At 33.9% G+C, this 13,156-nt stretch carries 11 protein-coding genes; 3 read left to right on the top strand and 8 right to left on the bottom strand.

The features are described 5' to 3' along the window. Positions 1-28 precede the first annotated feature (28 nt). Genes X925_RS06635 through X925_RS06625 form a run of 3 tightly spaced genes read right to left on the bottom strand, consistent with a single transcriptional unit; the run spans position 29 to position 3,888 of the window. Complete coding sequence (locus X925_RS06635) at positions 29-1,147, bottom strand: DUF5655 domain-containing protein (RefSeq protein WP_158245435.1); 1,119 nt, start codon at positions 1,145-1,147, stop codon at positions 29-31. Positions 1,148-1,183: 36 nt separating this feature from the next. Further along, a complete protein-coding gene (locus X925_RS06630) occupies positions 1,184-2,806 on the bottom strand; it encodes a cobalamin-dependent protein (RefSeq protein WP_121959496.1) in 1,623 nt (540 codons plus the stop codon). Further along, a complete protein-coding gene (locus tag X925_RS06625) occupies positions 2,803-3,888 on the bottom strand; it encodes an NAD/NADP-dependent octopine/nopaline dehydrogenase family protein (protein ID WP_121959495.1) in 1,086 nt (361 codons plus the stop codon). Before X925_RS06625 ends, X925_RS06630 begins: the two co-directional genes overlap by 4 nt. A gap of 303 nt (positions 3,889-4,191) precedes the next feature. Between X925_RS06625 and X925_RS06620 the strand changes: the two genes are divergently transcribed. Beyond that, positions 4,192-4,932 carry a sulfite exporter TauE/SafE family protein gene (locus X925_RS06620; RefSeq protein ID WP_121959494.1) on the top strand — a complete coding sequence of 247 codons (741 nt, stop codon included), beginning with the start codon at positions 4,192-4,194 and terminating at the stop codon, positions 4,930-4,932. Positions 4,933-4,934: 2 nt separating this feature from the next. On the opposite strand, the gene X925_RS06615 is transcribed toward X925_RS06620, so the two are convergent. Then, positions 4,935-6,272: an alkaline phosphatase family protein gene (locus X925_RS06615; protein WP_121959493.1), complete on the bottom strand. Its 1,338-nt coding sequence runs from the start codon at positions 6,270-6,272 to the stop codon at positions 4,935-4,937. 129 nt (positions 6,273-6,401) lie between these two features. Here X925_RS06615 and X925_RS06610 point away from each other — a divergent pair, with 129 nt between their 5' ends. Then, positions 6,402-6,650 carry a CopG family transcriptional regulator gene (locus tag X925_RS06610; RefSeq protein ID WP_233187753.1) on the top strand — a complete coding sequence of 83 codons (249 nt, stop codon included), beginning with the start codon at positions 6,402-6,404 and terminating at the stop codon, positions 6,648-6,650. Between the two features lie 223 nt (positions 6,651-6,873). Beyond that, on the top strand, positions 6,874-8,304 hold the full coding sequence (locus X925_RS06605) for a TRM11 family methyltransferase (RefSeq protein ID WP_369973999.1): 1,431 nt from the start codon (positions 6,874-6,876) through the stop codon (positions 8,302-8,304). A 31-nt stretch (positions 8,305-8,335) separates the two neighbouring features. Here X925_RS06605 and X925_RS06600 read toward each other — a convergent pair whose 3' ends face one another. The 4 genes from X925_RS06600 to X925_RS06585 form a co-directional block, all read right to left on the bottom strand. Beyond that, positions 8,336-9,643: a hypothetical protein gene (locus tag X925_RS06600; protein WP_199171508.1), complete on the bottom strand. Its 1,308-nt coding sequence runs from the start codon at positions 9,641-9,643 to the stop codon at positions 8,336-8,338. Positions 9,644-9,801: 158 nt separating this feature from the next. Next, the gene (locus tag X925_RS06595) at positions 9,802-10,563 is read right to left on the bottom strand and encodes a fumarylacetoacetate hydrolase family protein (RefSeq protein WP_121959491.1); all 762 of its coding nucleotides are present in this window, start codon (positions 10,561-10,563) and stop codon (positions 9,802-9,804) included. Positions 10,564-10,607: 44 nt separating this feature from the next. Continuing rightward, complete coding sequence (locus tag X925_RS06590; RefSeq protein ID WP_121959490.1) at positions 10,608-11,249, bottom strand: anaerobic ribonucleoside-triphosphate reductase activating protein; 642 nt, start codon at positions 11,247-11,249, stop codon at positions 10,608-10,610. After that, a complete protein-coding gene (locus X925_RS06585; protein WP_121959489.1) occupies positions 11,246-13,138 on the bottom strand; it encodes a ribonucleoside triphosphate reductase in 1,893 nt (630 codons plus the stop codon). The genes X925_RS06590 and X925_RS06585 overlap by 4 nt, the downstream gene beginning before the upstream one ends. Positions 13,139-13,156 lie beyond the last annotated feature (18 nt).

Here is a 13,156-nt window from a genome sequence, read left to right as displayed (position 1 = left end):
TCCCTTCTTTTGGAAAAGAACTAAATACTCATTTTGATTTGTTTTCTTCAAATGATTTTTGTATTAGACTCTTGGCATTTTGAAATCTCTCGAGACTATCGATTGTTAACTCAACATTTCCAACTCCCCAGTGTCCGATATTTGAAACATCACGAACATATTCAGCTGGACTCTCTAAATCTGAATAATTCAATTTCAACCAAACACGAAGTCCACTTTTGTGAATATGAACACAACAAAAGATGTTATTACCATGTGTATATTTTATGTAGTGTTTAAGAGCTTCTCTTTGGACGCCCCTTGGATCAAGTTCTCTACAAAATTTATCAAATGTCTTAAATAATTCTACGACTTCTTGCGGTTTTCCATTTAGGTGATGCTCTTCATTATACTCTTTTACTTTAGATTCTGATGAAGGAACTGGCTTTTTAGTATGTTTATAAGTTGAAGGTATTTCTTTTTCCGATGGTTGGATCCAAAGCATCTTGAGGGCTTTCGTGATTTGAACTGGTTTAATGGAATCGTCCTCTAATGTTGAGCGTATAAGCTTAATTAATGTGTTTGGGGGGTCCATAAAAAGTTTGTCTAAAGCTTTTCTTATCTTTCCTGTCGTAAAGATTTGTTCACCAATTTCATCAAGCAGACCTTTAGCCATTGAATCACGTGAAAAACGTGCAAATTGTTCTGCAACTTGCTGAATCGACATGCCTTCTGTTTCTTTTGGATCAAGAGAAATTTCAAAAAGTAGTTTATTCGGGGCCTCTTCCTTTTCGGTACTATGATAAACCTTATAGTTAATACCGTTGGTAAGGATACACCATTCCACACCGGCATTGGCAGCGTAACCAACTACCTGTGTAATGGCTTTGACATCTGTAAGTGGATCATTTAACGCTTTCGCTTCGATGAATAAGACAGGCTTACGGTTTATTTTAGCAGCATAGTCAACAGACTTTCCATCAATAGTGGGATACTCAAGTTCCAATTCATCAGGGTCTCTAATATCCCATCCAAGAGATTGAAGTAATGGGTCTACAAATATCGTGCGTGTTGGATATTCTTTAAGACCACCCTTTCGGTACTTATTCAGTTTCATACGAAGGTCTTCGATACATCTAATTAAGGTATTTATTTTTATAGAATCCATTTTTTCCATCTCCTCAAGTTTCTGGATAATTCTAATTTACTTTATTCCACGGTTTCTTTCAGCTTCTCTTAGCACTTCGCCGTTTTCATTCACAGCCTCGTAAGCTCCATTAATTACAGCAGATTTTATTTGCCCTTTGGCAATAGAGTTGCCTTGTAACCCAACTGCATCTAAAATCCCTTTTTTTACCGCTAAATAAAGAGTTTCAGGATCGGTTAAAGGATCCTCTTTTTGAGGGGAGAGACTTTTAATTTTTTCTATTATGACCATGGCTTCTTCTTTCAATAAATTTACCCTTGCTTTGATCTCGGGATCACTGGCAAAATCAGGTAATCCACGAGATGCTAAAGAGTTTGCCCTTTTTACCATCTTCACACTTTCTATTATTTCTTTTGAAGTCGCCCTTTTCATTGCTTCACAGTACGCCACCACATGGATTATATGTGGTTGTAAGTAAGATGAATAAAACATGGAAGAAACAAGTTGACCCATTGCGCTGTTTGGGTCGGCTGGAAAAGAAAGAAGTCCTGTTCTTATCATTCTGTAAGGTGTAAAGGTTTCATCCTTTAGTGTTTCGACCAATTCTAATTTGGCTAAAGACTTAGCTATATCCATCTTTGGAGATAACTTTGGGGGAGTGTTCATCATATATTGTTGAACATACCATCTTACCCCAAGTTTTTTCGCTACATAAGCAGCTAAATAAGTAGTTGCAACAGCTAAACTGTCGTGCGCGTACCTTAGTTCCCATTGGTGAGAGTCGTTAATTTCTACCGGTATGTTGTTCATGGCATTCCACTTTATTCCTTCCATATTTTCTTTTATTGCATCTAATAAGTTCCTTTCAGATCTTCTATCAAGTTCAGAATACCAAAAAATGGGTATCGCTGCCCATGCGTTGTTGACAGTTCTTTTTAACACTTGGGAAAATTCGACCATGTGGTTGGTTCCTGAGTAACATCTTACCAAAGGATAATTCCCTCTTCTACTTGCTTCATACATGGTAACAAAATCTTTTTCATTTCTAATAGGAGCTCCTCCTGCCCCGTCTTGGTTGGGGTCCATCTTTTCTTGATCAAAAAAGTATTGTTGGCAGTTTTGATCCGGTGCCAAAGAGATGATATCCAAGAGTTCGGATTCTGCAAGTTTTTTGATTTCCTCTATGGTTTCCTCCATTGTTTGAAGTCCAATATGGTGTCTAATTAGCGGATATGGGGATTTAAATTCAATCCTTTCAGCTAAGGTTGATGGGAAATTTTCCTCTTCTTTATATTTGATTTGACCTCTTAAAAATAAAACCACATCTTCTTCTTCCTCTGAACCATCAAAGATCTTTTTGAAGAAGTTGTATTTTCTTGCAACCTGTGAGGTTTCAATCGTTCCTCCGAAGATAAAATCAATTTTTTCATAATTTTTTAATTTTTTAGCCTTTTCTATAAATTCTTTTATAAGATTTTCGAAGGCATCGGCTCCCAACCGGTAACTTATTGAAACTACATCAGGGGTTTCTTCATCTATCTTTTTAATAATTTTCTCGATCGGAACCGCTCCACCTAAGTAAATAACCTCATATCCTTCATTTCGTGCCAATTCCAAAAAGTTTAAAATACCTGCTGTATGTACATCACTTCCCATAGAAGCTCCAAGAATTTTTTTCATGATTCTCCCTCCTCAACAAGTCTTATTATATCTTCTATGCTCATTCCTTCTAAGCCCAAATCTTTTACGGTTCTACCTTCTTTCCAAAAATTTTTCCCCATCATTATATTGGCAAGATTTATAATAGAATCGATTACAGGGGTCTTCACACCATATTCTTCTCCAAAAGATGAGATAGGTACAAGACTCATTGGAAGATCTTCAAGAATATACCTGTTATCCAACGTTGGTGGTGCATATATGCCTCTATAACCAACGTTGTTTCTAATAGCTTCGTATAAAGAGTTTCCTCTTACATCGTAAGCATAGTTTAGCCAATCCTTTGCAGTCATAGGATCAGCATTAAAAAGCTCCATGACCTTACATCTTTCCTCATCTATTTTTTCTAAAACCTTTGCTACGGATGGGGAGATCCCTTCGAAGTAGAATTCAAACTTTCCTGCCGTTGTTTCAACCCTTGCTGCGTTCAGTATTAATGTTGCCGGGTGAAAAACAACGCCAATATTGTTAAAACTAGTGTAAATTACATTCTTAACTATTTCAAACTCAGGTATTGCATTACACAATACTTCTTCTAATTCGGCATTTCTGGTGGCGGGTAGTGCAGAAACAGGAACGGCATTTTTTATTCTAAACACTTTAGCCACCCCTGGATTGGACATTCTTGAGGCAAAAATGAAAGTTTGGGCTTCAGCTACTATAACGTCTTTTTTCACGTTCTCTTCTTTCAATACATTGTTGAATTCTAAAGCACCACCTGTCCTGCCAGGGTTCAACACTATTATTTGACCATCTTCTAAATAAGGAGCCATCCTCTTTGCTATCTCTTTATGTGCGAAAGCAGGAACAACTACCATAATCAACTTTCTGCCCTTTATCGCTTCTTCCATATTTGTTGTGGCAAAAGATATATGATATTCACCTACTACTTGACCTTCTATTTTTATTGAATGTGAGTCTATGATGGGAGATATTCTTCTTTTTGATCTATTAAAGAGAGATACATCGAACCCTTTCATAGCTAAATATCCAGCTAATGCCTGGCCTCCATTCCCCGCTCCAACTACCGCTATCTTAACCATGTAACCACCTCCATATTGTAATTCACTGTGTAGATATATATTATAGCAAGATAAATTGATTGTTGCAAAAATTACCTTTTCATTATATATTTTACATCATTTTTAGAAAATTATTTATGTTGTCTTTTAAAGCTCTAAAACTTGCTTAGCGCTCTTCCTCTAGCACCCGCCCATGAGGAATTATAAGGGCTTAGCATGAATTTTAAGGGATTAATTGAAAATTAAAAGTTTACTTGACATTACACTCTAATTGGAGTATGATACTCAATAAGGAGTATTAATTATGGGACGGAGGGATACAGATTGCAAACTTTATGGTTTTTTATAATCGTTGGATTCCTTGCCCAAGTCGTAGATGGGGCTTTGGGAATGGCTTATGGTACTATTTCAAATGCTTTATTGTTATCCGCTGGTGTACCTCCCGCTATCTCAAGTGCTTCAGTTCATTTTGCTGAGATTTTCACAACCTTTATATCAGGATTTTCTCATCTAAAACTTGGTAACGTTGATAAAAGCCTTTTCAAAAAACTTTTAATACCTGGCATAGTAGGGGGAGTTTTGGGGGCTTATATCTTGACAAATATAGATGGAGACAAAATCAAACCGTTCATTGGTATCTATTTATTGATTATGGGGGTAAGAATATTGTACAAAGTTACCACCATGCATAAACATTCAGAAGAGAAGATTACAAGAAGGAGGCATTACTCTATTTTAGGTCTTTTAGGAGGCTTTTTCGATGCCATTGGAGGTGGAGGATGGGGGCCTATCGTCACATCAACGTTGGTTTCTGATGGAAAGAATCCAAGAAAGACTATAGGTTCAGTGAATGCTGCTGAGTTTTTTGTTACTATTTCTGAAGTTGTGGCATTCTTTGCCTTGCTATCACAATTCAATTGGAGCGTTATTATTGGATTAATTATTGGGGGAAGTTTGGCAGCTCCAATCGCCGCTTTGATAACCAAGAAAATTCCTGCTAAAGTGTTGATGATTTCTCTTGGTTGTATTATTACTTTTCTAAGCATTAGAATGATCGTATTTTAATTTCAATCAGACAAATAATTATAAACTATCGAATTAAAAAAATCGGTAATTTTGTTGATTTTCAGAATTTTGTTGTTGCTTATAAAAATCCCATGGCTGGCGTGATTGGCATCATCAGGACCAATGTCGTTGTTATGTGTGTAAATGCTTTCATTACCTATGGTACCTTGACATCTCCAAGATAGATCATCAAAGTAAACAATCAAATCGGGAGGAATATTATTTACCTTATTATAAATTTTTTGGGGTTCATACACGTTTGTATTCATCTCATTTCCATCTTCATTCTTAATGTCTTTCAGCTCTTGTATAAGCTTAGTTTTGAAATTATCTAATTCATTTTTTTCAATTACCCCTAAAGGTTCCCTTCCTTTTATGTTAAAAAATAGCTTGCCATGGTAGCCACCATTTCCCCACACTTTGGTTTTACTCCAATCTATCTTTTTTTCTCTTATCAATTTGTTTATAGAAACGGGCTTTTTTGGATACTCCTTTAAAACCAAATAACCTTTCTTGATGAGCCAATCGTTAATAGCTATGCCACCGTACATAGGTTTTATGCCGTGATCTGATACTATTATAACGTCGAAATCGCCGTGAATACCATTCAAAAATTCTCCTATCTTGTTGTCTAAATGAATATAATAATCTCTAATGGCAGAATTAAATCTACTTTTTATATGTTTTGGATGTTTTTTATCGTGCAAAGCCCAAAATCCGTGGTGAATTCTGTCTGTTCCCATTTCAACCATTACAAACAAATCCCAGCGTTTGTTTCTTGCTAAATAATTCGCAATTTTAAAATGATTATCCGTCATTTCGTAGATATCTTTTAACAATCTTTCTTTATCTTCGGTTCTAAAATCATTTACATCAAAAATGAAATGTCCTGTATTGGCTGTCAATTCATTTTTTAAATATTTTGGATAAGTATAATTTGATTCAAAAGAAGGTGTTAAAAATCCAGTAATCATATGTCCTTTCAGGGGAGAAGGAGGGTAAGTCAATGGTACACCTATAACGATGTTTTGTTTGCCTTTTTGTGTAAAAATATCCCACAATTTTTTATATTTCACGCTTTTGGAAGAAACCAACGAGAAAGAGTGATAATCATAATTTTGCCTATTTGTAAAGCCGTATATTCCAAGCTCACCAGGATCTTTACCTGTAAACATGCTCATCCAGGCTGGTACAGTTATTGGAGGGATAGTCGACTCTAATTCATTGTACACTCCATTTTCCATAATTTTTCTTAAATTGGGTAAATCATCGAAAAATTCATCAAAGATTAAATTTGGTGAAGCACAATCTAATCCGATGATTACGATTTTTTTGTTCATTAAGCCACTCCTTTTAAAGAAGCTATAGACAAATAATAACATAAAGATCTTTCAAAAAGAAAAACCTTTGATTAATCAAAAACGACGTGATATAATACAATTAAAAGGATCATTTGGAGCGTGACTTTCATGTCTGATAAGGTGACCTTAAAAATACCAAAACCGTTGTATGATAAACTTAAATCCATAGTAGAAAATACTGGTTATTCCAGTGTTACAGAGTTTGTCGTGTTTGTGCTTAGAGATTTGGTGTCCTCTGAAGAAATCCAGCAAACCAAAAAGAATAACAAATCCACTAACCAAATTGAAACATTGACCGAAGAGGAAATAAAGGCGATCAAAAAAAGATTGAAAAATTTGGGTTATATAGATGAATGATATCATTTTTTAAGTTGATATTTTGAACGAAGGTTATTCAAAAGTGCTTGCAACTGTGTTGAAAGTAAGTTAAGGAGAGAGTTCAATGAAAAATTATAGCTTCATAAGTGAACAAAAACGCCAAGAGGAAATATTAAAAGAAAAATTAAATGGAACTCCAGATCTTGAAATTGGTCAAAAATACGGAGTCTCATTTAATTATATTGAGAAAGTAATTACTAAAATGCAAGGAGTAAACGTTAATTCTTTTAAAACTTCCAAAAAAATAAAAACACTTCATCCGAAAAACTTTAGAGAGGAACAAACGTCTGTTTGGAGTTTTAAACAAAGAGGAAGTTGGGCAACACACAGCAGTGAATATAGAGGAAATTGGTCTCCCTATATTCCTAGAAATGTAATTCTTAAATATTCAAAACCGAACGAATTAGTGTTAGATTATTTTTGTGGTGCTGGAACAACAGCCGTAGAAAGTAAGCTTTTGGGTAGAAAATGTATCGCTTTGGATATCAATGATAAAGCAATTGAATTAGCAAAAAAGAACATTGATTTTGAGGTGCAAACAGAACAATTAAACCTTTTTAATTCTGAGAATAAATTAAAGATTTATGAACCAAAACTAATGGTTGGAGATGCTAGGGATCTCTCATTTTTAAGAGAAAATTCTGTTGATTTAATCTCAGCTCATCCACCCTATGCTAATATTATTCAATATACAAATTCTAAAGAAGGAGATCTTTCCTTTTATAGTATAAATGAATTCTTAAATGAGATGAAAAAAGTAGCCAAGGAAAGTTATAGAGTGCTTAAACCAGGGAAGAAATGTGCTATATTAATAGGAGATACACGTAGAAAAAAACATGTGATTCCATTGGGTTTTATGCTTATAAATGTGTTTTTAGAAGCTGGTTTTAAATTAAAAGAGTTAGTTATAAAAAGACAACATAACTGTAGAACATCTGGTTTTTGGTATACAAATAGTATTAAATACAATTTTCTTCTTTTAGCCCACGAGTATCTTCCAATTTTCGAGAAACCGGTGGAAGCTTTATCTTATAATGCAATGGAAATGAATGATAATTATTCAAGTTCATTGATCCCATCTTTAAGGTCGCTCCCTTTAAAGAAGGAAATAAGTTCGTTTGAAACGACTACAGTATGGGTTTTACCAAAAGATCAATTTGAGCAAACCTTGAATAGAAACGTTATTGATAGATATTCAAAAGGGAAGAAATATTTGGCAATGAGTTTTAACTCTCATAATTTAGAAAATGAAAATACTCTCAAAGCAGAACAAAAACAGAGTAATTTACTTTTTATCAAATCACCTATTTTGAATAAAACAAATATTTCTAATTCTGAAATTGAAAGTTACTTAGTAAAACTAAAAGAAACTATTATAGATAAATTATCAAATATTTCAAAAGATGGTTTTATAGTAGTTCAAACTAAAGACGTCAGAATTGGTGGTTATATTGAGCCGCTCGCAAAAAGAATCATTGATTTTCTGAAAAGCAATAAATTATGGCTTAAAGAGATAATAATAGTTACTCAAAATGAAACAAACTCCATACCTTATAATTTCAAGAATTCTAAAGAACATTTGGAAATAGTTCATCAATATTTGCTTGTTTATGAAGTAGTTAATCATAAATAAGAACAACAAGTTGAAATTTAAATGCCCTCTATCATTCAGTGATTTGGCCCTTTTGTAAATTTACAATCCATTTTATCCAACCTCTTACGGTTGAAGCTCTTCTGTCAAATGTTGAAAAGGACGAAATATTGTAAAGTTTGGCTTGCTTCATAATGTTAACTATTTCTTCTTTAGAAGGAATATTTCTATATCGTAAGTATAATTTAAAAGTTTCACCAAACGTTTTGTGTTTCAAAATGGCTTCAACAAGTTTGAGATGCCTTTGCTTATAATCCAAATGAAGAATTTTATATCCTTCTGGATTCAATGAAAATGTTATTTCATGATCTTTTATACTCTTGTTTATTAATCTCAAATATAAAGCAGCATCTGTATAATATTTAGTTTGTCTTTCAGTAAAAGCATAGTTTAACGTTATTTCGTCTTTTGTCATATCACCCTTTGAAAGAATTTCACAAAGATTGATTATTCTCTTGAAATTATCAGCTTGAGGGAAAGGAACTTTTGGTTCTTCAATGTATTTAATTTTTTTCATAACGTTGATAATATCTGTTAAAGTGATTTCAACAGCTTCTAGGCTGTAATTTTTTTGTTTAACTAATACCAGAGAGTTATAATTTTCCGCATCTTCAAATTCGTATTGATACAGATTGAACGTCCCGTTTGAATAAATCATAAACACAGGTACAATTTTTTTCGAAACCTTCTTACTCCAAAGTCTAAATGGATAGTAAAGTTGTCTTATTAAAAAGTCCTCTGAAATAAAAAGTTTAGCTTCAATAATGGCTAATTTTTTTTCACCTTCAAATCCTCCGTCAATTTCTATTTGAGAGTTTTTAACATCTATTTTCATTTTTGAATTAATATCAGTGTTTCTTAAATAAAAGGAAAAAGTGCCGGAACTCATCCTTCCACTAACCGTCGGTACAAGCTGTTTATCTTCCAAAAAATCTGAAAGTATGCTTGACACATAGGCACAATTTAAAGCCATAGATTCGCTGGTTAGGTTATTGTAGTCAATACTTTCAATATACTTAGGGAGAGAAACCTTGATGATTTCATCATCTGATTGTTCTAAAATTTTATATGCTTCAAACTTTGAGATAATATAACTCCCTCTGGTAATAGGTAAAATGGCCAAATTGTTTTCAGAGAATAAATTTGGTAGGTTTACAGAGTGATCAAACTTTGTCATCAATCGAGCTTCTCTTTGAATTTCATTTATTTGCTTGGATGTAATTATAAAAAATCCCTTACGTTGTACTTTTTCCAATATCTTATATTTAATAAACAATTTTTCCCAAGCTACTTCATTTTTTGTTAATTTTTGGTTACTCATCAAAATTTCTTTCCCCTTTCTTTAATTCAGATATGACTAAGAGAATTGATTTTTATTCGTTTAATCTTTAATATACTGTCTAAAAAGTATATATCTTCAATAGATGTAAAATTTTATGTTTCTCATCGAAGATGAAGAGAATTTTCTCAATAGAATATTTAAATTCCGTTACTAACATAATTTTCTAGTATCCCTATTTTCTCTATTTTAACTGCCACCTTATCTCCAACATTCATTGGTCCCACCCCTGAAGGTGTACCTGTGGCAATTACATCACCAGGATTTAAGGTCATTATTTTTGATATGAAACTTACGAGTTTTTCCACAGAAAAGATCAATTGATTAGTATTTGAATTTTGTTTGATTTGATCGTTGAGTAAAAGTTGAATATTTAGGTTACTTGGATCAATATCCGTTACAATTGTAGGACCAAAGGGCGCAAAAGTATCAAAGGATTTTGCTCGTGTCCATTGTCCATCTTTCTTCTGTAAATCCCTGGCGGTAACATCGTTAAAGCAAGTATATCCTAAGATATGTTCTTTTACGTGGTCTTCTTCTATGTCTTTGATTTTGTCTTTAATTACAACTGCCAGTTCTGCCTCATAATCTACTTGATTGCTCATTTTTGGGTATATAATACTCTCTTTTGGCCCAATCACAGCCGTTGACGGTTTTATGAAGAGAACCGGTTCTTCTGGAATTCTGTCTTTCATCTCTTTTGCGTGATCTCGATAGTTTAAGCCAACGCAAACGATCTTGCTAGGATTACAAGGAGCCTTTAACGTAACCTCAGTGAACGGATAGATATTATCGGTAACTGTGAATTCGTCAAAGATATCGCCGTTAATAACTTTTATAATGTTTTCTTCCAAAACGCCGTAACTTATTTTTCCATCTTTTTGAAATCTGACGAGTTTCATAATTTTACCTCCGTTTTTGTTTTTGATAACCGCCTTGAGAAATTCTAAAACCTTGTATATAGCGCCCCTTCGCCCGATACTTCGCTGTGCTCTTTTATATATTTTTCAAGGGTTTTAATATCTCTGTATTCATTATACATCCAATCTGAATATTTTAAATCATCTGGTATAAAAGATTTCATTTCTTCTAAATCGTCTTTTGTTGTCATGGGTGGGTATAGTGTGGTTCTTAAGATCAGATCACCTTTGAAATCTTTTAGTAGATTCAAACTTTCTTTTAGTATAACACAATTTCCACCTATAGTTTTATACTTTTGACAGCTAGTTTTTATGTCTATCGCTATCATATCCACAATATCTATAACCGTATTTAAAACTTTTGGATTGTGCCCGTTGGTATCAAGCTTTACAGAAAATCCCATATCTTTTATTTTAATGATAAAATCTCTTAAATCTTTTTGAAGTGTTGGTTCTCCTCCTGTGATAACAACTCCTTCTAAAGTCCCGACTCTTGATTTCAAATAAGAAAATATACTTTCTTCGTTAACCAATTTGCCTGTGAAAAAAACTAATTCAGGATTATGGCAATAGGGGCATCTTAGGTTACAATAGGGACAAAATAGCACGGCAGCTATTTGGTCCGGGTAATCAATAAAGCTTACTTTTTGAATCGATGCAATTTTCATACCTTATACTCAAGCCTTTCTTTGAATTCTTGTTGTTTTCCTTTATTCCAACTTTTCACAGGCCTGTAATATCCAACAACCCTTGAATAAACTTCGGTAGGTTTGCCACAAATTGGACATTCAAAATGTTCTCCTGCAATGTAACCATGGGTTTCGCAAATGGAAAAAGTAGGCGTTATGGTCATATATGGAACTGGGTATTGACTAAAAGCTTTTTTAATAAAAGTTTTTAAAGTACTTGCTTGGGGTTTTTCCTGCAAAAAGATATGTACTACTGTACCCGATGTGTATAAAGTTTGTAATGGTGCTTGATGCTCAAGTACTTCAAATGGGTCTTCGGTGATTCCGACTGGTAAAAATGTCGAGTTTGTGTAGTACGGTTCATCGTCACCTGAAGTTATTATGTCAGGATAAAGTTGTTTGTCTTTTTTAGCTAATCGATAAGATGCTCCCTCTGCAGGTGTCGCTTCTAGGTTGTATAGGTTTCCAGTTTCTTCTTGATAATCTTTTAAAACCGATCTCATATAATTCAAAACTTCTATTGCAAGTTCTCTTCCTTCAGTGGTTTCAATACCTCTTCCCATGAAATTTAAAAGTGATTCATGCATTCCTATTATTCCTATGGTTGAAAAATGGTTGTTGAAATGGCCCAAATAAACTTTTGTATAGGGCATAAGATTTTTGGAAAGATTTTCTTCTATCACGTATCTTTTTATTTCTAAAGAAGTTTTAGCCAAATCCATCATTGATTTTAAGTTTTCAAAATATTCTTCTTTAGTTTTAGATATATATCCTATTCGAGGAAGATTGATTGTTACTACACCTATGGAACCTGTTTTGTCTGCTGAGCCAAAAAGGCCCCCACCTCTATTTTTTAATTCCCTTAGATCGAGTTGTAACCTGCAGCACATACTTCTTACATCGCCCGGGTTCAATGAACTTGAGATGAAGTTTTGGAAGTAGGGTAACCCATATTTGGCTGTAGCTTCCATCAATAAATCGACATTTTCACCTTCCCAATCGAACTCTTTGGTAATATTGTAAGTTGGGATGGGGAAAGAAAAAATTCTGCCATTTGCATCTCCTTCAAGCATAGTTTCTAAGAAGGCTTTGTTCACCATATTCATCTCTTTTTGATAATCTCCATATACTCCAATTTCCTTTCCGCCAACAATTGCAGGTTCGTTTTTTAGATCATCAGGAACTGTCCAATCAAGTGTAAAGTTTATAAAAGGTGGTTGCGATCCCCATCTAGAAGGTACGTTCATTGCGAAGACCATTTGTTGAATGAACTGTTTCACCTCATCATAACTTAATTTATCCGCTCTTACAAAGGGTGCGAGCAAAGTGTCTACAGAGTTAAAAGCCTGGGCACCTGCAAATTCCATTTGCATAACACCCAAAAAATTCACCATTTGTCCAGTTAAGGCGGAAAGGTGTTTGGCAGGCTTGGCATTGATTTTCCCTTCTACACCCCCAAAACCTTTCTTTATTAGATCCATAAGTGACCATCCGGCACAGTAAGCGACTATACCATGGGATAAGTCATGAATATGTAAAGCACCTGATGAATGAGCCTGTGATATTTCTGAAGGGTATATTTCGTTTAACACATAATTTGCTAAAGCGCTCCCAGCTAAGTGTAAGTACAAACCCGGATAAGAATAAGTAGTGTTTGAATTTTCGTTGGTTCGCCAGTCTTTCATTTCGATATATTCATTTATCGTTTTCCTTACATCAAAACTCATTTTTTCTGCATTTGAATAATTCTCTACACTGCGTTTTTTTTGTTCTTTAATTAAATTTTCTTTCCTTAATTCTCCTTCTTGGCGTTTATTTATAGTTACTGGTTTCAACAACAAACTGTCTTTGATAGAATCTAAATCCATATTTTTCAACCCCCTTAT

Origin of the sequence: Petrotoga sp. 9T1HF07.CasAA.8.2 (assembly GCF_002895585.1) — a bacterium.
Lineage (GTDB): Bacteria > Thermotogota > Thermotogae > Petrotogales > Petrotogaceae > Petrotoga > Petrotoga mobilis.
The sequence above is the reverse complement of the archived record's forward strand: the minus strand, read 5'-3'. Positions and strand labels throughout refer to the sequence as shown.